19 protein-coding genes are annotated in these 22,958 nt (G+C 70.7%); 8 read left to right on the forward strand and 11 right to left on the reverse strand.

What is annotated here, in order from left to right:
• Positions 1 to 54 precede the first annotated feature (54 nt).
• The gene (locus MKK55_RS21515; RefSeq protein ID WP_243937599.1) at positions 55 to 1,146 is read right to left on the reverse strand and encodes a threonine aldolase family protein; all 1,092 of its coding nucleotides are present in this window, start codon (positions 1,144 to 1,146) and stop codon (positions 55 to 57) included.
• A gap of 114 nt (positions 1,147 to 1,260) precedes the next feature.
• On the opposite strand from MKK55_RS21515, the gene MKK55_RS21520 reads away from it, so the two are divergent.
• On the forward strand, positions 1,261 to 4,218 hold the full coding sequence (locus tag MKK55_RS21520; RefSeq protein WP_243937581.1) for an FAD-binding and (Fe-S)-binding domain-containing protein: 2,958 nt from the start codon (positions 1,261 to 1,263) through the stop codon (positions 4,216 to 4,218).
• Positions 4,219 to 4,274: 56 nt separating this feature from the next.
• On the forward strand, positions 4,275 to 4,976 hold the full coding sequence (locus MKK55_RS21525; protein ID WP_147726689.1) for a GntR family transcriptional regulator: 702 nt from the start codon (positions 4,275 to 4,277) through the stop codon (positions 4,974 to 4,976).
• A gap of 4 nt (positions 4,977 to 4,980) precedes the next feature.
• On the opposite strand, the gene MKK55_RS21530 is transcribed toward MKK55_RS21525, so the two are convergent.
• Both MKK55_RS21530 and MKK55_RS21535 read right to left on the reverse strand, forming a co-directional pair.
• Positions 4,981 to 5,907, reverse strand: a complete 927-nt coding sequence (locus MKK55_RS21530) for a class I SAM-dependent methyltransferase (protein WP_243937582.1) — start codon at positions 5,905 to 5,907, stop codon at positions 4,981 to 4,983.
• A 157-nt stretch (positions 5,908 to 6,064) separates the two neighbouring features.
• Positions 6,065 to 6,721, reverse strand: a complete 657-nt coding sequence (locus tag MKK55_RS21535; protein ID WP_147843307.1) for a GntR family transcriptional regulator — start codon at positions 6,719 to 6,721, stop codon at positions 6,065 to 6,067.
• Positions 6,722 to 6,881: 160 nt separating this feature from the next.
• On the opposite strand from MKK55_RS21535, the gene dctP reads away from it, so the two are divergent.
• The 3 genes from dctP to MKK55_RS21550 all read left to right on the forward strand — a co-directional run bounded on the left by dctP (position 6,882) and on the right by MKK55_RS21550 (position 10,061).
• Complete coding sequence (dctP, locus tag MKK55_RS21540) at positions 6,882 to 7,904, forward strand: TRAP transporter substrate-binding protein DctP (protein ID WP_147726682.1); 1,023 nt, start codon at positions 6,882 to 6,884, stop codon at positions 7,902 to 7,904.
• A gap of 112 nt (positions 7,905 to 8,016) precedes the next feature.
• Positions 8,017 to 8,712: a TRAP transporter small permease gene (locus MKK55_RS21545; RefSeq protein WP_243937583.1), complete on the forward strand. Its 696-nt coding sequence runs from the start codon at positions 8,017 to 8,019 to the stop codon at positions 8,710 to 8,712.
• Positions 8,709 to 10,061: a TRAP transporter large permease gene (locus MKK55_RS21550; RefSeq protein WP_147726679.1), complete on the forward strand. Its 1,353-nt coding sequence runs from the start codon at positions 8,709 to 8,711 to the stop codon at positions 10,059 to 10,061. The genes MKK55_RS21545 and MKK55_RS21550 overlap by 4 nt, the downstream gene beginning before the upstream one ends.
• Before the next feature lie 274 nt (positions 10,062 to 10,335).
• Here MKK55_RS21550 and MKK55_RS21555 read toward each other — a convergent pair whose 3' ends face one another.
• The 5 genes from MKK55_RS21555 to MKK55_RS21575 form a co-directional block, all read right to left on the reverse strand.
• Positions 10,336 to 11,145: an enoyl-CoA hydratase/isomerase family protein gene (locus MKK55_RS21555; RefSeq protein WP_243937584.1), complete on the reverse strand. Its 810-nt coding sequence runs from the start codon at positions 11,143 to 11,145 to the stop codon at positions 10,336 to 10,338.
• Between the two features lie 21 nt (positions 11,146 to 11,166).
• Positions 11,167 to 12,387: a CaiB/BaiF CoA transferase family protein gene (locus tag MKK55_RS21560; RefSeq protein WP_243937586.1), complete on the reverse strand. Its 1,221-nt coding sequence runs from the start codon at positions 12,385 to 12,387 to the stop codon at positions 11,167 to 11,169.
• 10 nt (positions 12,388 to 12,397) lie between these two features.
• On the reverse strand, positions 12,398 to 13,690 hold the full coding sequence (locus MKK55_RS21565; RefSeq protein ID WP_147844086.1) for an MFS transporter: 1,293 nt from the start codon (positions 13,688 to 13,690) through the stop codon (positions 12,398 to 12,400).
• Positions 13,691 to 14,108: 418 nt separating this feature from the next.
• Entirely contained in the window at positions 14,109 to 15,362 is a 1,254-nt protein-coding gene (locus MKK55_RS21570; protein WP_147728409.1) for an MFS transporter, read from the reverse strand.
• A gap of 400 nt (positions 15,363 to 15,762) precedes the next feature.
• Positions 15,763 to 16,026, reverse strand: coding sequence for a hypothetical protein (locus MKK55_RS21575; protein WP_147844085.1), 264 nt, complete (start codon positions 16,024 to 16,026; stop codon positions 15,763 to 15,765).
• Between the two features lie 445 nt (positions 16,027 to 16,471).
• On the opposite strand from MKK55_RS21575, the gene MKK55_RS21580 reads away from it, so the two are divergent.
• A complete protein-coding gene (locus tag MKK55_RS21580) occupies positions 16,472 to 17,458 on the forward strand; it encodes a L,D-transpeptidase (protein ID WP_243937588.1) in 987 nt (328 codons plus the stop codon).
• Positions 17,459 to 17,517: 59 nt separating this feature from the next.
• On the opposite strand, the gene glpX is transcribed toward MKK55_RS21580, so the two are convergent.
• The 3 genes from glpX to MKK55_RS21595 all read right to left on the reverse strand — a co-directional run bounded on the left by glpX (position 17,518) and on the right by MKK55_RS21595 (position 20,833).
• On the reverse strand, positions 17,518 to 18,513 hold the full coding sequence (glpX, locus tag MKK55_RS21585) for a class II fructose-bisphosphatase (protein WP_243937590.1): 996 nt from the start codon (positions 18,511 to 18,513) through the stop codon (positions 17,518 to 17,520).
• A 147-nt stretch (positions 18,514 to 18,660) separates the two neighbouring features.
• A complete protein-coding gene (locus MKK55_RS21590; RefSeq protein ID WP_243937592.1) occupies positions 18,661 to 19,983 on the reverse strand; it encodes a homoserine dehydrogenase in 1,323 nt (440 codons plus the stop codon).
• Positions 19,984 to 20,152: 169 nt separating this feature from the next.
• Positions 20,153 to 20,833 (reverse strand): ceramidase domain-containing protein, encoded by a 681-nt coding sequence (locus MKK55_RS21595; protein WP_243937594.1) that lies wholly within the window; start codon positions 20,831 to 20,833, stop codon positions 20,153 to 20,155.
• A 101-nt stretch (positions 20,834 to 20,934) separates the two neighbouring features.
• On the opposite strand from MKK55_RS21595, the gene xth reads away from it, so the two are divergent.
• A complete protein-coding gene (gene xth / locus MKK55_RS21600) occupies positions 20,935 to 21,729 on the forward strand; it encodes an exodeoxyribonuclease III (protein ID WP_147726667.1) in 795 nt (264 codons plus the stop codon).
• Between the two features lie 138 nt (positions 21,730 to 21,867).
• Positions 21,868 to 22,958 (forward strand): DUF2252 domain-containing protein (locus MKK55_RS21605; protein WP_243937596.1); only part of this gene is annotated, 1,091 nt, incomplete at its 3' end.

Consider the following 22,958-nt stretch of genomic DNA (forward strand, 5'->3'; position numbering starts at 1 on the left):
CAAAGGGTCGAATGCGGACCCTCGATGTAGGTACCACCCGTCAGGGTTCGACCATCAACGAACGCCCCCCCGGCGCTCGGCGAACGAAATCGCCGTCGCACAGATCACCTCGGCGGCCCGCTCGGCGCCGGCGCGGTCGACGTCGAGATGGGTCGTGACCCGGATCTGGCTGCCGATGGCGCGGATGCGGACGTCGTGCGCGAGGCAGGCCTCGGCGAAGTCCGAGGCGGTGACGCCGAGGCCGGCGACGCCGAAGCACAGGATGTTCGATTGCCCGGCCGTCGGGTCGAAATGCAGGCCGGGCACGTCGGCGATCGCCGCGTGGATCAGCCGGATATGCGCGTTGTCGGTCTTCAGCTGATCGACGTGGTGGTCGAGCGCGTAGAGGCCGGCGGCCGCGATCACGCCAGATTGGCGCATGGCGCCGCCGAGGCGGTACTTCCAGCGCCACGCCTCGACGACGAAGTCGCGGGCGCCGCACAGCACCGCGCCGACCGGGCAGCCGAGACCCTTGCTGAGGTCGAGCCAGACGCTGTCGAACCCCTCGGCGTAGTCCTTCGCCGGGATGCCGGTGGCGGCCACCGCATTGAGGAGACGGGCGCCGTCGATGTGCGCCTTGAGGCCGTGCGCGCAGGCGATGTCGCGGATCGCCCGCATGTCGGCGAGATCCCAGACCGAGCCTCCGGAGAAGCTGGTGGTCTGCTCGATGGAGACGAGGGCGCTGCGCGGCGCGGTGCGCGCCGGCGGACGGATCGCGGCCCGGAACGCCTCGGGCGTGTAGACGCCCGCCGACGTCGGGAGCGCCCTCACCGAGACGCCGCCGATCGCGGCCGAGCCGGCGGCTTCCGTGTTGTAGATGTGCGACTGGTCGTCGACCACGATCTCGTCGCCGGCCCGGGTCTGCACCAGGATCGAGACCAGGTTGCACATCGTGCCGGAGGGCATGAACACGCCGTCCTCCTGGCCGAGCAGCGCCGCGACCCGGTCGCAGAGCTCGCGCGTCGTCGGGTCGGAATCCGACTGCTCGTCGCCCACCACCGCGCGCGCCATCGCCTCCCGCATGCCCGGCGTCGGCCGCGTCTGGGTGTCGCTGTAGAGATCGATCGTCACGGGAAGGCTTGCCTCTGGGCGGGGTTGCGGCGCCATAGTGCCATGGCCGCGCGGGATCGCGAAGGCGATGCGCGCCATCTTTCCCTAAAAATGAATTTTGAATACATTTAGGAGAGGCGGCCGCGTTCGGTCGCACGGAGGGCCGAGCAGGTGGCGGTTGGAACGGCGCCCCAGGGTGCACGACAGGGCGCACGCGTCGCGGGGCGGAACGGAGCGGGTCTTGCGCGGCGTCTCGCCGAGGCGTTGCAGGGCGAGGCCCGGTTCGACGCCTTCACGCGCGGACGCTACGCGACGGATGCCTCGATCTACCAGATCATGCCGGCCGGCGTGGTGCTGCCGCGGAGCGCGGCCGACATCGCCGCGACCCTGACGATCGCCGCCGAGCACGGGGTGCCCGTGATCATGCGCGGCGGCGGCACCTCGCAGAACGGGCAGCCGATCGGCTCCGGGCTGGTCGTCGACTGCTCCCGCCACTTCAACGGCATCCGCGACTACGACGCCGAGGCCGGCACTGTCACCGTCGAGCCGGGGATGGTGCTGGAGCGCCTGAACACCCGCGTGAAGGCCGACGGCTGGTTCTTCCCGGTCGAGCCCTCGACGGCGACCCGCTGCACCATCGGCGGCATGGCCGGCAACAATTCCTGCGGCGCCCGCTCGCTGCGCTTCGGCAAGATGAGCGACAACGTGCTCGCCATGGAGGCGCTGTTCCACGATGCGGAGGCCTTCGGCTTCGGGCTGACCGGCAACGCGTCCGACGGCGTCACCGGCTCGGCCCGCGCGGAAGACCTCGCGCGCAAGATGATCGCGCTTGCCGAATCGGAGCGCCAGGAAATTCGAGACAAATACCCGAAGGTCCAGCGCCGGGTCGGCGGCTACAACCTCGATGCCCTGATCGAGGCGCGGCCGAACCTCGCCCACCTGCTGGTCGGCTCCGAGGGCACCCTGGCGGCGACCACCGCGGTGACGCTGAAGCTGTCGCGGCTGCCGGCGCACCGGGTGATGGGGGTGTGCCACTTCCCGTCGTTCCGCGCCGCGATGGAGACCACGCGGCACATCGTCGACCTCGACCCCGTGGCGGTGGAGCTCGTCGACAACAACGTGCTGGTGCTCGGCGCCGACATCCCGCTGTTTCGCGCGACGCTCGCCGACATCACCCGCGGCACGCCGAACTGCCTTCTGCTCGCGGAGTTCGCCGGCGAGAATCTCGCCGGGCTGAAGCGCGACCTGAAGCGCCTCGACGCCTGCATGGCCGACCACGGCTTCCCCGACGCGGTGGTCGAGATCCACGAGCCGTCGCGCCAGAAGTCCGTATGGGAGGTGCGCGAGGCCTGCCTCAACATCATGATGTCGATGAAGGGCGACGCGAAGCCGGTCTCGTTCATCGAGGATTGCGCGGTGCCGCTCGAGCACCTCGCCGACTACACCGACGCCGTCACCGACGTGTTCACCAAGCACGGCACGCGGGGCACCTGGTACGCCCACGCCTCGGTCGGCTGCCTGCACGTCCGCCCGATCCTCGACATGAAGCTGGGCGGCGACGTCGCCAAGATGCGCGCCATCGCGGAGGAGACCTCCGAGCTGGTGCGCCGCTACAAGGGCTCGTATTCCGGCGAGCACGGCGACGGCATCTCGCGCTCGGAATACATCGCGCCCCTGTTCGGGCCGCGCCTCGCCCGCGCCTTCGATGCGGTCAAGGACGCGTTCGACCCGGAGAACCGCCTGAACCCGGGCAAGATCGTGCGCCCGCTCAGGATGGACGACCGCACGCTGATGCGGTTCGCGCCGGACTACCGGGTGAGCGAGCCGCAGGCGACGGCGCTCGACTGGCCCGAGACCGGCGGCTTCGGCGGCGCCGTCGAGATGTGCAACAACAACGGCACCTGCCGGAAGCTCGCCGGCGGGGCGATGTGCCCGTCCTACCGCGTCACGCGCGAGGAGCAGCACCTGACCCGCGGACGGGCGAACTCCCTGCGGCTGGCGATCTCGGGCCAGCTCGGCAAGGACGCGTTCACGTCGCCCGAGATGAAGCGCACGATGGACCTCTGCGTCTCGTGCAAGGCCTGCCGCCGCGAATGTCCGACCGGCGTCGACATGGCGCGGATGAAGGTCGAGTTCCTGCACCACTACCACGCCCGCCACGGCCTGCCGCTGAAGGACCGGCTGATCGGCGCGATGCCGCACTACGCCGGCATCGCCGCCCGGCTCGCGCCGCTGCTCAACCTGCGCGACCGGGTGCCGGCGCTGGCGCGGATCTCCGAGCAGGTCGCCGGCCTCTCCGCCCGGCGCTCGCTGCCGCGCTGGCGCAGGCCCTGGAAGGAGACCGGCGAGCCGGCCCATCCGCAGGACGTGGTGGGCGAGCACCGCGACGTGATCCTGTTCGGCGACACCTTCAACCGCGCCTTCGAGCGCGAGAACCTGGAGGCGGCCGAGCGGGTGCTCGTCGCCGCCGGCTATCGGCTGCACCGCGTCTTTCCCGCCAAGGGCAAACGCCCACTCTGCTGCGGGCGGACGTGGCTCGCCTCGGGCCAGACCGACCGGGCGCGGGCCGAGGCGCGACGGACGCTCGACGCGCTCCTGCCCTTCGTCAGGGCCGGCGCCCGCGTCGTCGGCCTCGAACCATCCTGCCTGCTCACCTTCCGCGACGAGTTCGTCGCCCTGCTGCCCGGGCCGGACGCGAACCTGCTGGCCAAGCAGAGCCTGCTGATCGAGGAGCTGCTCGCCGCCGACCTCAAGGCCGGGCTGATCGCGCCGGACTTCGCCGACCAGGGGGGCCGCGTCGCGCATCTGCACGGCCATTGCCACCAGAAGTCCTTCGGCGCGATGGGCGCGGTCGAGAGCGTGCTGCGCAGCGTGCCCGGGCTCGACGTGCGCCCGATCGAATCGAGCTGCTGCGGCATGGCCGGCGCCTTCGGCTACGGCGCCGAGACCATCGACACCTCGCTGGCGATGGCCGAGCTGTCGCTGTTTCCGGCCTTGCGCAAGGCCGGCCCCGGCGATCTCGTGGTCGCGGACGGCACCAGCTGCCGCCACCAGATCCACGACGGGCTCGGGTTGGAGGCAGAACATGTGATCAGGATCCTGGACCGAGCCCTGATGCCTCGACACTGATTTCGGAGGCGCCTAAACAGGGGCGCCTCCTGCTCGCCCGCGATTGCATCGAACGCATGAACAAGATCGATCCCGGCCTCGGCATCAATCGACGTTATCTTCACGACGAGGTGGCGGACCGGATCCGGGCGCTGATTCAATCCGGGGAGATGGAGCCCAAGGCGCGCGTCAACGAGGGCGAGCTCACCGAACGCTTCGGCATCTCGCGCACGCCGCTTCGCGAGGCGATCAAGATCCTGGCCACCGAAGGCCACCTCGAGCTGCTGCCCAATCGCGGGGCGCGGGTCGCCAGCATCTCCCAGGTGGAGATCGAGGAGATGATGGAGGTCATCGCCGGCCTCGAGGCGACGGCCGCCGACCTCGCCTGCCGCACCGTCACCGAGGACGAGATCGCCGCGATCCAGGCGGATCACGACGCGATGGTCGGGATGTGGAAGGCCTCCGACGAGGCCGGCTACTTCCGCCTCAACCGCCAGATCCACGAGGCGATCATGGCCGCGAGCCGCAACGCGACGCTGGCGGGGATCTATCGCAGCCTGTCGGGCCGCATCCAGCGCTCGCGCTACTCCGCGCACCAGACGCCCGAGCAGTGGACCCGGGCGATCGAGGAGCACGACCGCATGGTGCAGCTTCTGCGGGCCCGCGACGGCACCGCGCTCTCCCAGCTGATGCGCGAGCACATCCGCGGCAAGAAGCCGGTGATCGCCGCCAATTTCGGCGAGGCCTCCGCCGACCTGCCGGCGGACGCCGCCGACTGAGGCTTTAGTCGGCGTCCGTCATCTCGAACCAGAACGAGGCGCCCGGCAGGCCGGTGTCGTTCGGGTAGTGGAACGGGATGTCCGGGCCGCCGGCGGGCGCCGCGAACACCCGTTTCACCCGCTCGCCGAAGCCGGCATCCTGGCAGAGATAGGTGATCGGCGCCGTGACCTTGAACGGCGGCCGTCCGCACATCAGCATCGCGGCGAGCAGGTATTGCTCGTTGTAGAGCCGGTAGTTCCAGGCGGTCGGGTAGTCGTCGGGGATGAAGATGTCGTGGATGTGCACGATCACGCCCGGGACCAGCCGCGGCAGGATCTCGAAGAAGAACACCACCACGTCGGAGTTGGCGAAGGCCCGGTGCGACCCGTCGAAGAACAGCACGTCGCCGGCCTGCAGCGCGTCGAAGACCGCGAGGTCGCAGACCTCGAGCGGCTGGCGGATCACCCGGTCGCAGATCTGGTCGATGTGCCGGCGCGGGTTGGGATCGATCGAGGTCATCCGCGTCGGCAGCGACAGGGCCTCGACGGCGTAGCGGGCGAAGCAGGTCGAGGTGCCCGAACCGATCTCGACGTAGCGCGCCGGCCGTTTCCAGGCGAGGAAGGTGACGAGGGCCGCCGCATCGAGCGCCGTGAACCAGGTGTTGTTCCAGCACGGCGCGGTCGGGTTGGCGATGTCGGGCGCGTGGGCGACCCCGTGGATCAGCGCCGCGTGGTCCTCCAGCGCCGACACGAAACGCTCGTAATCCGGGCGGCCCTGGTCGAGCACCGTTCGCAGGCGGCTGTGCGGAAGGGTCTGCGGCTGCCAGCGTGCCTGCGGGGCGACCGGATAGTAATCGTGGACGGTGTGGCTCCACCGGAACGGATCGGTGCTCGCCCGGAAGATGTCGAGACCCGCCTTCCGGCCCGCGGTCTTCACCAAGTGCTTGAGCATCGACGACTCCGACCCGCACGCCCCAAGACGAAGGATCGTACCATCAAAAACAATCTGTGGTTGAGTTGTTCTGCGTAGACGCCCGCTCCGATCGCAATCGCGGTAAATGCAATTCCCGCTGCCCGCCCGAGCCGGATGGTTCCGTCCGGTCGGTGGTTCAGGCGGCGTTGCCGAGGGAGCGCAGGCCGGCGACCAGGTCTGAGAAGCGGTCGCCCTGCACCACCACGTGCGTCCGCAGCCGTTCGGCCGCCGCCGCGTCGTCGCCGCCGACGATCGCCGCGACGATGCTGTCATGCTCCGCCAGCGACTGACCGAGCCGATGCCGCGTCCGAAGCTGCAGGCGGCGATAGGGCGCGAGCCGCCGGCTGAGCAGGCGCGCCTGCTCGGCGAGGAAGGCGTTGCCGCAGGCGCCGTAGACCACCGCGTGGAAGACGTGGTTCTCCGCGTAGTAGCCTTCGGTGTCGCCGGCCGCGGCGGCGGTCTCGCAGGCCGCGAGCGCCGCCTTCAGCGCGGCCTCGTGGTCCGGCGTCAGGCGCCGGGCCGCGAAGCGGCCGCAGGCCGCCTCCAGCTCGGCCATGGTCTCGAACATCGCCAGCAGGAGCTGCGGCTCCGGCGCGCTGACGATGGTGCCCTTGCGCGGCTTGGTCTCGACGAGCCCGGTGACCGCCAGTTGCAGCAGCGCCTCGCGGATCGGCGTCCGGGACACCCCGAACCGCTCGGCGAGAACGACCTCGTCGAGGCGCGCGCCGACGGCCAGGCGGCCGGCCACGATCTCGTCCTCGATGGTCTGCCGCAGGCGCTGTGCCTGGCTCATCGCCGAACCCCTCCCGGGCGCAACGTTTTCTCTCCGCTCATTATGCAGGGGCGTTGACAAAATATACAAGAGCCCCTTCAATGTATACCAAGCGTTGCATCCCGTATATTGTGCGGCGCAAAACAATACAGTCGCGATTGTGCGACGCGGGAGAAACATCATGATGCCGACCCGACGCGCCCTCCTCGCCGGCGGCCTCGCCGCGCCGGCCCTGCTGCGCTTCGGCCTCGGCGCGGCCCAGGCCGCGACCGTGCTGAAGCTCTCCCATCAGTTCCCGGGCGGCACCATCGACGAAGGCGACTTCCGCGACCGCATGTGCCGGAAGCTCGCGAAGGCCGTCGGCGAGCGCTCGAAGGGCGCGCTGGAGGTGCAGGTGTATCCCGGCTCGTCGCTGATGAAGACCAACGCCCAGTTCGGCGCGATGCGCAAAGGCGCGCTCGACATGTCGCTCTATCCGTCGCCCTACGCCGGGGGCGAGATCCCCGAGCTGAACATCGGGCTGATGCCGGGGCTGGTAACCTCCTACGCGCAGGGCGTCGCCTGGAAGGCGGCGCCGGTCGGCCGCAAGCTCACCGAGATCCTCGACGCCAAGGGCATCATCCTCGTCTCCTGGGTCTGGCAGGCGGGCGGCGTCGCCAGCCGCGAGCGCCCGCTCTACGCGCCGGCCGACGCCAAGGGCCTCAAGGTCCGCGGCGGCTCGCGCGAGATGGACCTGATGATGAAGCAGGCGGGGGCGGCCACCCTCTCCATCCCGTCGAGCGAATCCTACGCCGCGATGCAGACCGGCGCGTGCGACGCGGTCATCACCTCCTCCACCAGCCTGATCTCGTTCCGCCTCGAGGAGCTGTCGAAGGCGCTCACCTCCGGCCGCGAGCGCTCGTACTGGTTCATGCTCGAGCCGATCATGATGTCGAAGTCGATCTTCAGCGGCCTGCCGAAGGACCAGCAGGACCTGATCATGACCGTCGGCGCCGAGCTCGAATCCTTCGGCCAGGACGGCGCCAAGGCCGACGACACCCATGTCGAGCAGGTCTTCGCGAAGGCCGGCGCCAAGGTGCAGAACCTCGACGAGAAGACCATGGGGCAGTGGCGCGACATCGCCCGCGACACGGCGTGGAAGGACTACGCCTCCAAGAACGCGCAGTGCGCCGAGCTCCTCAAGCTCGCGGAGCAGGTCGCATGAGCGCGAGGCAAGCGCAGTCCGGGCCATCCGGCCAACGGCCGGCAAGCGCGAATGCGCGCCGCGGCCGGTGCCGCGGAACGCTCCCGAGACGTCGGCATCGGGAGCACACACGATGAGCCACGCCTTCGACGCGGCCTCGGCCGCCTCCGAGACGAAGGCGGTCGCCGAGCCCCGGATCCCCGGGGCGCTCGGCGTCATGGATCGCGCGATGAAGCGCCTGAACGGGGTGATCATGGTGCTCGGCGGGCTGGCGCTCGTCGGCGCCTGCCTCGTGCTGAGCTACAGCGTGGTGATCCGCTACGTCCTGCACGAGCCGACCGACTGGCAGGACGAGATGGCCGTGTTCCTGATCGTCGGCGCGACCTTCTTCTCGGCGGCCGCGGTCCAGGCCAAGCGCGGCCACGTGGCGATCGAGGCGCTGACCGGGTTCCTGTCGCCCAAGCTCAACCGCGCCCGCCTGCTCATGGCCGACGTGATCAGCTTCGTCTTCGTGGTGTTCTTCGCCTGGAAGAGCTGGACGCTGTTCCACGAGGCCTGGGTCGACGGGCAAGTCTCGCAATCGAGCTGGGGCCCGCCGCTCGCCATCCCCTACGCGCTGATGGCCGTCGGCATGAGCCTGCTCGGCATCCAGTTCGCCGTGCAGATCGTCCAGGCCCTGACCTACGGCCCGAACTCCGCCGGCTGGGTCGCGCCGAAGATCGGCGTCGGCGCCGACCTGAACAAGGACATGCACGGGCGGCCCGACGCGACGCCGCGCGGCACCGACCCGATGGGCGACACCGTCGACACCGCGAGGATCACCCGATGAGCACCGCCGCGATCGGCTTCCTCTATGCCGGAGCCACCCTCTCGGCGATGCTGGCCGGCATCCCCATCGCCTTCGCGCTCGGCTTCGTCGCGCTGGCGTTCATGTTCTTCTTCATGCCGTCGGCCTCGCTCGATACCGTGGCGCAGAACGTCTACGAGGAGATGGCCTCGATCACCCTGCTCTCGATCCCGCTCTTCATCCTGAAGGGCGCCGCGATCGGGCGCTCGAAGGCGGGGCAGGACCTGTACTCGGCGATGCATGCTTGGATGCACCGCATCCCCGGGGGGCTCGGCATCGCCAACGTCTTCGCCTGCGCGCTGTTCGCCGCCATGGCGGGGTCCTCGCCCGCGACCTGCTCGGCGATCGGCTCGGCCGGCATCCCCGAGATGCGCAAGCGCGGCTACTCGCCGGGCTTCGCCGCCGGCATCATCGCGGCCGGCGGCACGCTCGGCATCCTGCTGCCGCCGTCGATCACCATGATCCTCTACGCGGTGGCCGCCGAGCAGTCGCTCGGGCGCCTGTTCCTCGCCGGCATCGGGCCGGGGCTGCTGCTGGTGGGGCTGTTCGCGGCGTGGGCGATGTTCCGCTTCCGCGCCGAGTACGCCACCGCGAAGGCCGCCTACGAGCGGGGCGGCGTCCAGTCGCCGATCCTCGCCGAGGACACCTACAGCATGCGCCAGCGGTTCGAGACGCTGCCGCGGGTGCTGCCCTTCGTGGTGCTGCTCACCGGCGTGATGGTCGCGCTCTACGGCGGCTACGCGACGCCCTCCGAGACCGCGGGCCTCGGCGGCCTCCTGGCGCTCGGCCTGATCGCGGCGATCTACGGCGTCTGGCGCCCGCGGGACGTCAGCCCGATCCTTACCGCGACCCTGCGCGAATCGACCATGCTGATGCTGATCATCGGCATGTCGCTGCTCTACGCCTACGTGATGAGCTACCTTCACATCTCGCAGTCGGCCGCCGCCGCGATCGTGGCGATGCAGCTCTCGCCCTGGGTGCTGCTGGTCACGATCCTCGGGCTGGTGATCGGGCTCGGCTTCTTCCTGCCGCCAGTCTCGATCATCCTGATGACGGCGCCGATCATCCTGCCGCCGCTGAAGGCCGCGGGCTTCGACCTCGTCTGGTTCGGCGTGGTGATGACGATCACCATGGAGATGGGCCTGATCCACCCGCCGGTGGGGCTCAACATCTTCGTCATCAAGAACATCGCCCCCGACATCCCGCTCTCGGACATCATCTGGGGCACGCTCCCCTTCGTGGTGCTGATGGCGGTCGCGATCCTGATCCTGTGCCTCGTGCCGGGCATCGCCCTGTGGCTGCCGGACCTGCTGCTGCCGTCGACGCGGTAGCGCGGCCCTTCTCCCCTCTCCCCGCACGCGGAGAGAGGCCCGAAGGCACCTCGTCGTGCCTGCGGGAAGCGGAGGCGAAGCCGTAGCGAGGGTGAGGGGGTGGGGACGAACGAGGCTCCTTCGTCGAAGCCCCCTCACCTTCGGCTGCCGCCGCGCCGCGCCGACGACGAGGTCGTCGCGGCCCTCTTCCCGCAGGCGGAGCGAGGGGATGCGCGGCGAACGGGCGACCCAATGCGGATCGAGCGAGGTTCGATCGCCCGTGCGGGAAAGCGGATCAGCGCCCCTGCCAGTCCGGCGTGCGCTTGGCGAGGAACGCCTCCATGCCCTCGCGAAAGTCGCGGCTCATGTAGCAGCTGAGGATCAGGTCGTCGCCGGGCTGCGGCTCGCCCTCGGGGGCGGCGGCCTCCTCGGCGAGCCGGCGCAGGCCTTCCTTGGTGGCCTGCATCGTCAGCGGGGCGTGGCCGGTCAGGAGCGTCGCCAGCTCCGTCGCGCGCGCGGCCAGGGCGGCGGCATCGGCCACCACCTCGCCGACGAGGCCGATGGCGAGCGCCTCCTCGGCGCCGACGAGGCGGGCGGTGAAGATGATGTCCTTGACCCGCGCCGGGCCGATCAGGTCCGACAGGCGCTTGAGGTTGCCCTGCGACAGGCAGTTGCCGAGCGTGCGGGCGATCGGGAAGCCGAAGCGGGCGTCGCGCGTGGCGATGCGCAGGTCGCAGGCGGCGGCGATCGCCGCCCCGCCGCCGGTGCAGGCGCCCGCGATCGCCGCGATGGTCGGCACCCGCATCCGCTCCAGCGTGCCGAGCACCCGGTCCATGAAGCGCTCGTAGCCGAGCGCGTCCTCGGCGGTCTCGAAGCTGCGGAACTGGGCGATGTCGGTGCCGGCGGCGAACGCCTTCTCGCCGGCGCCGGTGATCACCAGCGCCTTGACCGAGGCGTCCTCCTGAATCCGCAGGCACTGCGTGACCAGGCCCTCGTACATCGCGAAGGTCAGCGCGTTGCGGGCGTGCGGCCGGTTGAGGACGATGCGGGCGATCGCGCCGTCCTGGGAGACCAGCAGCTCATCGGTCGGGGCGGCGTCGCTCATGGTGGAAGTCCTCTCCAATCGTCACGCCGTCGTCTCGCCCACGACGCCCGCCGCGATCAAGCCGTCGATCGCCGCCGCGTCGTAGCCGGCCCCGCGCAGGATCGCGCGCGAGTGCTCGCCGAAGAGCGGTGCCGGGCCGTGGACCTTGCCCGGCGTCGCCGAGAACTTCACCGGCAGCCCGAGCGTCGTCATCGTCCCGGCGCGGGGATGATCGACCGGGACCACCATCTCGCGGGCCAACGTGTGCGGGTCGCGGTGCATCTGGTTGACGTCGAGCACCGGCCCGGCCGGCACGCCGCCCGCCTCCAGGCGCGCGAGCCAGGCCTCGGAGGTGGCGCCGCGGAAGAACGGCGCCAGCGCCTCGGCGAGGGCGATCCGATGCTCCATGCGGCCGGCATTGAGGGCGAAGCGCGGGTCGGCGGCGAGTTCCGCGGCGCCGAGCACGTCGAGCAGGCGCAGCCAGTTGGTCTGGTTGGCCGCACCGATGGTGATCCAGCCGTCTTCGGTCTCGAACGCCTCGTAGGGGGCATTCAGCGGATGGGCCGAGCCCATCGGCCCCGGCGCGATCCCGGTCGCCATGGCGATCGCCGACTGCCAGTAGGTCAGGGTGATGCCGGCCTCGAACAGCGAGGTGTCGACCACCTGGCCGAGGCCGGTCTTAAGCCGGTGCGTGTAGGCGGCGAGCACCCCCATCGCCGCGAGGATGCCGGCGGTGATGTCGGTGACCGGCGGCCCGCACTTCATCGGCGGCTCGCCCGGCCCGGCGCCGGTGACGCTCATCAGCCCGCTCATCCCCTGCGCGACGAGATCGAACCCGGCGCGCTCGGCGTAGGGGCCGGAGCGGCCGAAGCCGGAGAGCGAGCAGTAGACCAGGGCGGGGTAGCGTTCGCGCAGGGCCTCGTAGCTCAAGCCCAGCTTCTCCATCGTGCCGGCGCGGTAGTTCTCGATCAGCACGTCGGCATCGGCGAGCAGGCGGTGCAGCACCGCCTTGCCGGCCTCGCTCTTAAGGTCGAGGGCGAGGCCGCGCTTGCCGCGGTTCATCATCATGTAGGCGGCGCTCTCGCCCTCGATCGCGGGCGGCACCGAGCGGCGGGTGTCGTCCCCGCCCGGGATCTTCTCGACCTTGATCACCTCGGCGCCCATGTCGCCGAGCATCAGGCCGCAGACCGGGCCCGCCATGATGTGGGCGAGCTCGACCACCTTGACGCCCGCGAGCGGGCCTTCGCGTCGGGTCTCCGTCATCGGCATCCTCTCAGCGTGCCGGAAGGGTCGCCCCCGGCGGGACGAGACCGGCCTCGGCCGGCTCCACGAAGGGCCGCTCGGGATGCATGGTGAAGGCGGTGGCCGCGCCGAGCAGGCACAGGCCGATCGAGCCCGCGAACGGCAGCGTCCAGTCGCCGGTCGCGTCGACGATGAGCCCGAACACGATCGGCGAGACGATCGCCGCCACCGCCGACCCGGTGTTCATCAGCCCGCTCGCGGTGCCGGCGAACTTCGGCGCGATGTCCATCGGCACCGACCAGATCGGCCCGATCACCAGCTCGGCGAAGAAGAAGCCCGAGGACAGCAGCAGCGCGACGTAGGTGAGGTCGCGGGTGAAGAACACGCCGGTCAGGCTCGCTGCCGCGCCGAGAAAGCCGATCACGACGATCGAGAGGCGCGCGAGCTTGAGGTTGCCGGTCTTCTCGAAGATCCGGTCGGAGAGCACGCCGCCCAGCGTGTCGCCGACGACGCCGGCGAAGAACACGCCCGAGGCGAACAGCGCCGAGTTCTTCAGGTCGAGGCCGTAGCTCTGCTTGAAGAAGCTCGGCAGCCAGCCGAGGAACAGCCACAGGGTCCAGCCGTAGCAGAAATAGGTGATCGTGACGGGCAGGATGCGCCTGGTCAGCGCGCCCCACGGCACCGACTGCTTGGCGCCGACCTTGCGCGGGGGCGGCAGCTGGTCGAGCTCGGCTCGGGTGATCGACTTGTGGTCGGACGGGTCGTCGCGAAAGTACAGGTACCAGACCACGACCCAGACGAAGCTGATCGCGCCGAGGATGACGAAGCTCGAGCGCCAGCCGAAATGGTAGATCAGGAAGGCGACGATCGGCGGCGCGACCGCGTTGCCGAGCCGTGCGAAGGCGTGGGTGATGCCCTGCGCGAAGCCGCGCCGTCCGGGCGCGGTCCAGTTCTGCATGGCGCGGGTGGCGGTCGGGAAGGTCGCGCCCTCGCCGAAGCCCAGCAGCACGCGGGCGAGGAACAGGCTGACGAGGCCGCCGACGAACCCGGTGAGGATCGTCGCCGTGGCCCAGATCAGGCCGCAGACCAGCAGCGTGCGCCGCGCGCCGAACTTGTCGCCGACCGAGCCGCCGATCACCTGGAAGATCGCGTAGGGGTAGGCGAAGGCCGAGAGGATCAGGCCGAACTGGGTGTTCGACATGCCGAGATCCTTGATGATCACGGCGCCCGCGGTGGCGATGTTCACGCGGTCGAGATAGGTGATGAAGTACATCAGGCAGAGCAGGAACAGCACGCTGTTCGTGGCGCTCAGGCGCTTGATCATGGCGTCGATCCTCCGGCAGGATTTTTGTCGCAGCCGCCTTGTGGCGGTCCTCGCCGGCACCCTGGCCTCGCGACCGGATGCGACGTTTCGCATTACGTATTCAGTACGCTCGGCCGATGCCGGAGTGCAACCGTCGGTGACAAAGACCCGGTTTTTTCCGCAGGCGCAATCCACCGCGACGTCGGCCGACGGCGGCGTCGGGATGGCTCGGGCAGCGCGAGCGAGGCTGGGGCGGGTCGATCGCACCCGTGGCGGGCCGAGCACGGCACCGGACTGCGCGTCCCTCGCGTCGAGCTGAGGCAGCGAACGCGACGGTCGCGTCGCGCCGTCCCCGCTCGCCCTTCTCGCCGTCGGCTGGTGGCGAAACGAAAAACGGGGGCCGAAGCCCCCGTGCTAATCCGTGACGATGGTGGAGGGTTCAGGCCGTGGCGGCGCGCATGCCGTCGTTCGCGGCCGGGGTGGCCGACGGATCGAGCACCTTGCCGCGCGGGCCGACCCAGGTGCCGACCCACTTGCGCTGCCACAGGAACAGGCAGCCGAGCACGATCCCGGCGAAGACGGCGTAGACGACGAAGCCGGTGGCGAAGGCGCCGGTATACTGCTTCGAGAAGCCCATGACGTTCGGCAGGATCGCGCCGCCGAGCGCCCCGATCTCGCCGATCATCGAGCCCGACACCGCGGTGTTGGTGGGGTAGCGCAGCGGCACGAGCTGGAACAGCGCACCGTTGCCGGCGCCGAGCGCGGCGAAGCAGAGCATGAACAGGATCGTGGTCGCGGCCAGCGACGGCGTCGCGGTCAGCGCCAGGAACGAGGCGATCGAGGCGAGCAGGACGACCGAGAGCACGGCGATGCCGCCGAGGCGGTCGGCGAAGTAGCCGCCGAGGATGCGGATGCCCGAGCCCATGAAGGCGGCGAGCATGGTGAGACGGCCGGCCTCGACCTTGGTCACCGCGAACTGCTCGTAGAAGAACGTCGGCAGGAAGTTCGACAGGCCGATGAAGCCGCCGAAGGTGATGACGTAGATCAGCGAGAAGGCCCAGCCGTCCTTGGTGAACAGGCACGAGATGTGGTCCTTGAAGGACTGGTGCTCGAGATCCGGGGGCTCCTTGGCGAGGACGATCATCACGATGAGCGGGATCGCCATGACGCAGCCGGCGAAGCCGTAGACCGCCTGCCAGCCGTAGGCCTGGGCGAGCGGCGGCGCGAACAGCACGGCGAGCACGGTGCCGGAATTTCCGGCGCCGGCGATGCCCATCGCGAGCCCCTTGTGCTCCGGCGGGAACCAGCCCGAGCCGAGCGACAGGGCCACGCCGAACGAGGCGCCGGCGATGCCGAGCAGCACGCCCATGGCGAGCACGTCGTTGTAGCTGGAGATGAAGAAGAACCCGTAGGCCATCGCCAGCATGATGACGCTCATCTCGGTGATGGCGGCGTTCTTCCGGCCGATGTACTGGGCGAGCACCCCGAGCGGGAAGCGCATGATCGCGCCGGCGAGGATCGGCAGCGAGATCATGAACCCGGTCTGGGCCGGCGAGAGCTTGTAGGTCTCGGTGATGAACGGCCCCATGGCGCCGTTGAGGACCCAGATCGCGAAGCAGAAGTCGAAGTAGAGGAAGGCGGCGAACAGCGTCGGGGGATGTCCCGACTTCATCACGGTCTTGAAGGAGGCCATCGTGGGTGCTCGTCTTGATCGGGCGGGCGCTCGGGCGCAGCCGCTCATGCCGGAGGAACCGGACTCACACCGTCCGCATTGCGAGGCTTCGTTGCCCAGCGTGCCGCGCATGGCGCAGCGCACCACCCCAAGCAGCAACCGTGCCAGACGCGGACGCGACGCCGGATGCCCCCGGCCTGACGAACCGGCGCTCCGGAGGGTCGGACCTTCGGGGTGCAATGGGCCCGGCGACGGGACGGGATGCGGCCGTCCCGCGAGCACCCGGTGCTGGGTTTCAGGGCAACGATGCCTGGGCAGGATGCGATCGCCGGAATCCGCCCAATCCACGGGCATCCCGTGCGGGTGCATGGCCCACGGATCAACCGATCACGTCTCCGAGATCGGATGCCGGATCGCAGCCTCAATGGCAGGTGGTGATGGCCTTCACGATCCAGCCCTGCTCGGGCTGCCACAACTTGCGGCGGGCACGCGTGCAATCCGGCGGCGCGGTCCCCGCCGTCCAGGCGGCCTTCGGCTCGGACGCGTCCGGCTCGACGGTCTGGACCGGGCGCGGGCGCTCCGGACGCTTCGCGGCGTCCCGCGCGACGGCCGGGACCGCGACGACGCAGGCGAGCGCCAGGAGCGACGCCGCGAGGCGCGCGCGCAAGTTCGAAGCGGATGACACGGGTCGATGTCCGAAGATGGTGTGATCTGCGATACTGTTGGCGCCAAGAGGGGCGACAAATCAATCGCGTCTCTGCAACTTGTCCCCGCTCTGCCGGGAACGATCGGGCATGGTAAAGGGCGGGTGCCGACGGGCGCCCGGATGCTGCGATCCAGCTCTCGCCTCCCGTTCCGGCCACGCACCGGCTCTGCACTGCAGATCTCACGACCCGGCAGATTCTCGATAGACGAGCGCGCGCTCGGCGCCGACCGTTGCAAGGAATCGACGGCACGCGATGAAACGGCGTCCGGGACGCTGCGGAGGATGACGCGACGGGCCGGGACTTGCTAAGCCTTGGATCGTCACCACCGGATCGCGGCCGCCGCTGCACGACCGCGTGACTCAAGGTTCCGTGCCGGCCCCGCGCCGACCCGGGGACCTCGGATCAAGGACGTTTCGAACCGCCATGTCGAATACCCTGCGAAGCCTTCTGCTCGTCGGCGCGATGACCAGCCTCGCGAGCCTGTCCGCGACCGCGCCCGGTCACGCCCAGGGACGGGGCACCCTCGCCTCGAGCGCCATCGACGGCGTCGGCGACGACGACCGCCTGTTCCAGGACCAGACCGGCGCGCTCTACCGCCTCCGCGCCGGCCGCTACGAGCCCTATGCCGGCCGCGTCGAGTTCGGCCGCGCCGTTCCCGATCGCGCCGCGACGTCCGAGCGCCGCCTCGCCCCCGAGCGCCAGCAGCTCGCCGAGCGCCCGCCCGAGACGCTGGCCGAGAGCCCGGCCGACGCGCCCGCCGCGCCGCTCACCGTCGGGCCGAAGCCCGGCGCCAACCAGCTCTCCCCGGCCATGGCCGCCGCGATCAACCGGCCGATCGACAACGGCCCGATCAGCTACGACAAGGCCTATGCCGCGATCGCCGACGACGCGTTCCCGGTGGCGGCGTTCAACTGGAAGAAGACCAACCCGGCGTTCCTGCGCCAGGAGATCGCCTATACCGGGCCCTACGAGCCCGGCACGATCATCGTCGACCCGCGGGCGCACCAGCTCACCCTCGTCCAGGCCGACGGCCGGGCGCGGCGCTACGGCGTCGGCGTGGGCAAGCAGGGCTTCTCGTGGTCGGGCACCGCCACGGTGAACCTGAAGCAGGCCTGGCCCGACTGGTACCCGCCCAAGGAGATGATCGCCCGGACGCCGCACCTCGCCCGCGAGGTCGACACGCTGCCGAGCGGCGTCGGCGTCCCCGGCGGCAACCGCAACCCGCTCGGCGCCCGGGCCATGTACCTGTGGCAGGGCAACAAGGACACGCTGTTCCGCATCCACGGCACCCTCGATCCGAACTCGATCGGCAAGAGCGTCTCGTCGGGCTGCATCCGCATGATCAATCAGGATGCGATCGACCTGTTCAGCCGCGTCAACGTCGGCACCAAGGTCGTCGTCCTGAACTGATCGGGTAAACGACCGCGCCGTCCGCAGGGGAAGCCTCCGCGGACGGCGTTCGCGCATGCTCAGTCGACGTTGCGCTCCGTGCGGCGGTGCTCGCCGAGGATGCGCCGCACCGTGCCCGTGGCCGAGCGATAGACCACGGTCTCGGTCTCGATCACGCCGGGCCTGAAGCGCACGCCGCGCAGCAGCGCGCCGTCGGTGACGCCGGTCGCCGCCACGATGACGTCGCCCCGGGCGAGGTCGGTGAGCTCGTATTTCCGGTTCGGGTTGCCGATGCCCATGTCCTGCGCCCGCCGGCGCTTCTCGGGCGTGTCGAGGATCAGCCGGCCCTGCATCTGGCCGCCGATGCAGCGCAGCGCGCCGGCCGCGATCACGCCCTCGGGCGCCGCGCCGGTCCCGAGATAGATGTCGACGCCGGTCTCGTGGGGCGAGTTGGTGAAGATGATGCCGGCGATGTCGCCGTCCGAGATCAGGCGGACCCCGGCGCCCGCCGCGCGGATCGCGGCGACGAGGTCGGCGTGGCGCGGCCGGTCGAGGACGATCGCCACGATCTGCGAGGCCGGCACGCCCTTGGCGCGGGCGAGCGTAGCGATGTTGTCGGCGGGGCTGGCGTCGAGGTCGACGATCCCCGGTGGATAGCCCGGGCCGATCGCGATCTTCTGCATGTAGACGTCGGGGGCGGCGAGGAGCGAGCCGCGCTCGGCCATCGCCATGATCGCGATGGCGCCCGGCATGTCCTTGGCGCACAGGGTCGTACCCTCCAGCGGATCGACCGCGAGGTCGACGCGCGGCCCGCTGCCGCTGCCGAGGCGCTCGCCGATGAACAGCATCGGCGCCTGGTCGCGCTCGCCCTCGCCGATCACCACGGTGCCGTCGATCGGCAGCGCGTTGAGCTCGGCCCGCATCGCGTCGACGGCGGCCTGGTCGGCGGCCTTCTCGTTGCCCTGCCCGCGCAGGGCCGCCGCGGCGATGGCCGCGCGTTCGGTCACGCGCGCGAGTTCGAGGGTGAGCGTGCGCGCGACGACGCTCCGCGAGCCCTGCATGAGCGCCTCGTCCATCGTTTCCCAAGCCCTTCCCGCGGCCCGAACGTTTTCGGTGCCCTGCTCCTACAGCTTAGCGCAGGCAGGATGCACGAAAATAACTCAGGTTTCCGAATTTCCAGCCAAGAGGAACGATAGTGCTTATCCTTCGAGCGCCGAGGAGGCTTATTCCCGCTCGATTCGGATGAGTTGCGGCGCCTCGGCCAGCAGCCCGTCGGCGGCGATGGCGTCGAGCGCCGCGCGGATGTTGCCCTCCGTCGCGGCGTAGGTGATCAGCACCAGCGGCACCGGCTGCCCGGAGCGCCCGTGCGGATCGCTCTCCGCCGTCTCCCCGGTGCGGCGCTGCAGGATGCTCTCCAGGGAGATCTCGCGCTCGGCCATGCGGGTGGCCACGCCCGCCGCGACGCCGGGCCGGTTGTGGACCGTGAGGCGGATGTAATAGCCGCCCTCGTGGCGCTGCATCTCGACCCGCTCGGCGGGGCGCAGCTGCGCGGTCGGGCAGCCGAAGGTTGGGCGGGTCAGGCCGGCGGCGAGGTCGGCGATGTCGGCGACGACCGCCGACGCCGTGGCCTCGCCGCCGGCGCCCGGGCCGATCAGGGTCAGCTCGCCGACGGCGTCCGCGTCGATCGTCACCGCGTTCGTCACGCCCATCACCTGGGCGATGCTGGAGGATTTCGGCACCATGGTCGGGTGCACGCGCTGCTCGATCCCGGCCTCCGTCGCCTGCGCGACGCCGAGCAGCTTGATCCGGTAGCCGAGCTCCTCGGCCATCAGCAGGTCCAGCGGCTTCACGCCGGAGATGCCCTCGACCGAGACGCCCTCGGCGTCGATCGCGGTGCCGAAGGCGAGGCTCGTCAGGATCGCGAGCTTGTGGGCGGTGTCGAAGCCCTCGACGTCGAAGGTCGGGTCGGCCTCGGCGTAGCCCAGCGCCTGCGCGTCCTTGAGGCAGGCCTCGAAGGTCAGGCCCTCGCGCTCCATCCGGGTGAGGATGTAGTTGCAGGTGCCGTTCATGATCCCGTAGACGCGGCTCACCGCGTTGCCGGCCAGCCCCTCGCGCAGCGCCTTGATCACCGGGATGCCGCCGGCGACCGCCGCCTCGTAGGCCAGGGCCACGCCCGCGGTCTCGGCGGACGTCGCCAGCGCCGCGCCGTGCAGGGCGAGCAGCGCCTTGTTCGCGGTGACGACCGGCTTGCCGGCGGCGAGCGCCGCCTCGACGACCGCCTTGGCCGGCCCTTCCGAACCGCCGATCAGCTCGACCACGCAGTCGACCTCGGCCGAGCGCGCCATCTCCACCGGGTCGTCGAACCAGTGCAGCCCGGCGACGTCGAACCCGCGGTCGCGCGTCTGGTCGCGGGAGGAGACCGCGACGACGCGGATGTCGCGGCCGGTGGCGGCGGCGAGCGCCGCCGAGCGGCGCGCGATCATGCGGACGACGGCGGCACCGACCGTGCCGAGACCGGCGACACCGAGGCGGAAGCTCTGGGACATGCTGGTTTTCGTAGCCTTCTGCCCTGCGCCGTCGGCGGCCTGTCGGCCAGCGCGGACGGGCGCGGGGTACGCCGCGCGCCCCATCGGCTGCGGCGGCGTCCTTCTGCCTCGATTTGCCGGGAGGCGCAAGAAATCGGCCGGTCGCGCGGTCGTCTCCGGGCGCCCCCCGTCACCGGCGGCGCGACGCCGCCCGATGCCGCACGGCGGCGACGACCAGGCCGAAGAGGATGCCGGCATTCAGCAGGTGCCAGAGGGCGTGGGTGCCGACGGGCACGCGCGCGCAGACGCTGCGGTCCATCGTGCGCAGGGCGAGTGAGACGCCGAACAGGAGCGCCAGCGCGGCGAGCCGCCGGGCGGTCGACGACGGGTCGCCGAGCCATCGCAGCCCGACCGCGACGCCGAGGAGCGCCAGCACGGCCGGCAGGTAGTCGACCGAGCCGTCGGTGAGGGCCTCGACCGAGCGCCCGGCGGCGGCATCGAGGGCGGGGACGAGCCCGAAGCCGAAGCCCGCGAACGCCAGGGTCGCCGCCGCCGCCGCCACGCGCCCGAATCGCAGGAACCGCACCATCGCCAGGAAGAAGTAGGCGTGGATGAACACGGTGATCGGCACCACGTCGGCGAGCATCGCCCAGCGCACGGCGAGGGTGTGGAACAGGAAGGATCCGACGCCGACGATTGCCGTCAGGAGCGCGAGAGCGGCGGCGGGCCGATCGTCCACCGTGCGGGCACGCCGGAACGCGACGGTGCCGGCGACGAGGAAGGCGGCGTTGGAGACGGCGTTGACCGGCTCGGCCCAGAACGCCGGGCTCCCGCGCTCGCAATAGCCGGCGATCGGCTCGAACCAGTCCACCGGCGACCTCGTTGCGGGACGGACGACGATGCGTCCGGCCTTCCGCTTGTCAGGGCGGTGCGAAGGCCCGATGACGGGCTCCGCTCTCCAGGACGCCAGCGATGCGCATCACCACGTGGAACGTCAATTCGATCAAGCAGCGGGTCGGGCACCTGCTCGCCTTCCTCGACGAGGCCAAGCCGGACGTGGTCTGCCTGCAGGAGCTGAAGTGCCAGGAGGAGGCGTTTCCGCGCGCCGAGATCGAGGCTGCGGGCTACGCCGTCGAGGCCGTGGGCCAGAAGGCCTATAACGGGGTCGCGCTGCTGGTGCGCGCGCCGCTGACCTACGATCCGGAGACCGTTCTGCGCGCGCTTCCGGGCGACGCCGAGGACGAGCAGTCCCGCTACGTCGAGGCGCTGGTCGCCGGGGACGGCGTCGCGCCGGTTCGGGTGGCCTCGATCTACCTGCCGAACGGCAACCCGGTGGCGAGCCCGAAATACCCCTACAAGCTCGCTTTCCTCGAGCGCCTGCGCCTGCATGCCCGCGCGCGGATGCGCGAGGAGACCGCCCTGGTGCTGGCCGGCGACTACAACGTCATTCCCGAGCCGGAGGATGCGGCCGAGCCCGCGGCCTGGGCCGACGACGCGCTCTACCTGCCGACGACGCGCGCGGCGTTCCGGTCGCTCCTCGCCGAAGGGCTGACCGACGCGGTCCGCGCCTGCGACCCGCGCCCCGGCCTCTACAGCTTCTGGGACTACCAGGCTGCCGCCTGGTCGCGAAACTTCGGCATCCGCATCGACCACCTGCTGCTCTCGCCCCAGGCCGCCGACCGCCTGGTCGCGGCCTCGGTGCAGAAGCACCTGCGCGGATTGGAGAAACCATCGGACCACGTGCCCGTGACGGTGGAGCTGACGTGAAGGCCGGATCGGCCCGGCGTCCGATATCGTAACCCTTCCGCGCTACGCCCCACGGATTCGATGGCGACATAATCCCCGCCGCCGCAACGAACTTATGCGGTCAAGGTTGTCCCCGGTCGATCGGAGTCGCAGGCAGCCATGGAACGACCGAACCCCATCCACGGCGAGGACGCGTCCGCCGGCGCCGAGACCGGCCAGGACCACGCGGCCGCGGACGAGGCCGCCGAAGCCGGCGTCCTGGAGCCGCTGGCCGACTACCCGCACATCGATCTCCGCGCCGGCGGCGAGCCCTGGGACAAGCGCCGCGCCGCCGGCAAGCGCCTGCGCGAGGTGGTGGACCACGCAGCTCACGCCGCCCTCGACCTGCCCGCCGACCGGCCCGATCCGGTCGACCGGATCGCGGGCGCCCACGAGGGGCGGCAGCCCGAGCTGGTGCCGCTGCGCGTCGCCCGCATGGCGAGCTCGCCCTTCGCCTTCCTGCGCGGGGCGGCCCACGTCATGGCCTGGGATCTCGCGCACAGCCCGCGCAGCGAGATCATGGTGGTGATGAACGGCGACGCGCACATCTCGAATTTCGGCCTTTTCGGGACGCCGCAGGGCGACGTCGTGCTTGATCTCAACGATTTCGACGAGGTCACGATCGGCCCCTGGGAGTGGGACCTGAAGCGCCTCGTCGCCAGCATCGAGGTCGCGGCCCGCGAGGACGGGGTGCCCGCCGATCAGCGCCGGCAGGCGGTGATGGCCGCCGTCGGCGGCTACCAGCACACGATGCTGGACCTCGCGCCGCAGGGGTCCCTCGACGTCTGGCAGCAGGCCACCCGCGCCGACGAGCTCGATTTTTCCGGCGTCCGCATCGACGAGGCGTCCCAGGCCGTCGTGCGCAAGGCGGTGGAGAAGGCGCGCAAGAAGAACAACCAGAGCCTGCTCGCCCGCGTCGGCGAGCGCCGCGTCGACGGAGGCTGGCGCTTCCGCGAGGACGCCCCGATCCTCACGCGCGTCGACGACGACACCCGCGAGTCGGTGATCACCGGGCTCGAGCACTACGCCGAGACGCTGCCGCGCGAGCGCCGGTTCATGCTGAGCCGCTACCACGTGGTCGACGTCGCCCACCGCGTCGTCGGGGTCGGCAGCGTCGGGACCCGCGCCTACGTGGCGCTGCTCTGCGGCAACTCGGACCAGGACGTGCTCTTCCTGCAGGTGAAGGAGGCGGTGCGCCCGGCCCACGCCCC

This window comes from Methylobacterium sp. J-059 (assembly GCF_022829485.1).
GTDB lineage: Bacteria > Pseudomonadota > Alphaproteobacteria > Rhizobiales > Beijerinckiaceae > Methylobacterium.

Excerpts from the sequence above, each read along its gene's own strand:
- MKK55_RS21515 (WP_243937599.1), bottom strand. The coding sequence starts at position 1,146 with ATGGCGCCGCAACCCCGCCCAGAGGCAAGCCTTCCCGTGACGATCGAT.
- MKK55_RS21525 (WP_147726689.1), top strand. The coding sequence starts at position 4,275 with ATGAACAAGATCGATCCCGGCCTCGGCATCAATCGACGTTATCTTCAC.
- MKK55_RS21530 (WP_243937582.1), bottom strand. The coding sequence starts at position 5,907 with ATGCTCAAGCACTTGGTGAAGACCGCGGGCCGGAAGGCGGGTCTCGAC.
- MKK55_RS21535 (WP_147843307.1), bottom strand. The coding sequence starts at position 6,721 with ATGAGCCAGGCACAGCGCCTGCGGCAGACCATCGAGGACGAGATCGTG.
- dctP (WP_147726682.1), top strand. The coding sequence starts at position 6,882 with ATGATGCCGACCCGACGCGCCCTCCTCGCCGGCGGCCTCGCCGCGCCG.
- MKK55_RS21545 (WP_243937583.1), top strand. The coding sequence starts at position 8,017 with ATGAGCCACGCCTTCGACGCGGCCTCGGCCGCCTCCGAGACGAAGGCG.
- MKK55_RS21550 (WP_147726679.1), top strand. The coding sequence starts at position 8,709 with ATGAGCACCGCCGCGATCGGCTTCCTCTATGCCGGAGCCACCCTCTCG.
- MKK55_RS21555 (WP_243937584.1), bottom strand. The coding sequence starts at position 11,145 with ATGAGCGACGCCGCCCCGACCGATGAGCTGCTGGTCTCCCAGGACGGC.
- MKK55_RS21560 (WP_243937586.1), bottom strand. The coding sequence starts at position 12,387 with ATGACGGAGACCCGACGCGAAGGCCCGCTCGCGGGCGTCAAGGTGGTC.
- MKK55_RS21565 (WP_147844086.1), bottom strand. The coding sequence starts at position 13,690 with ATGATCAAGCGCCTGAGCGCCACGAACAGCGTGCTGTTCCTGCTCTGC.
- MKK55_RS21570 (WP_147728409.1), bottom strand. The coding sequence starts at position 15,362 with ATGGCCTCCTTCAAGACCGTGATGAAGTCGGGACATCCCCCGACGCTG.
- MKK55_RS21580 (WP_243937588.1), top strand. The coding sequence starts at position 16,472 with ATGTCGAATACCCTGCGAAGCCTTCTGCTCGTCGGCGCGATGACCAGC.
- glpX (WP_243937590.1), bottom strand. The coding sequence starts at position 18,513 with ATGGACGAGGCGCTCATGCAGGGCTCGCGGAGCGTCGTCGCGCGCACG.
- MKK55_RS21590 (WP_243937592.1), bottom strand. The coding sequence starts at position 19,983 with ATGTCCCAGAGCTTCCGCCTCGGTGTCGCCGGTCTCGGCACGGTCGGT.
- xth (WP_147726667.1), top strand. The coding sequence starts at position 20,935 with ATGCGCATCACCACGTGGAACGTCAATTCGATCAAGCAGCGGGTCGGG.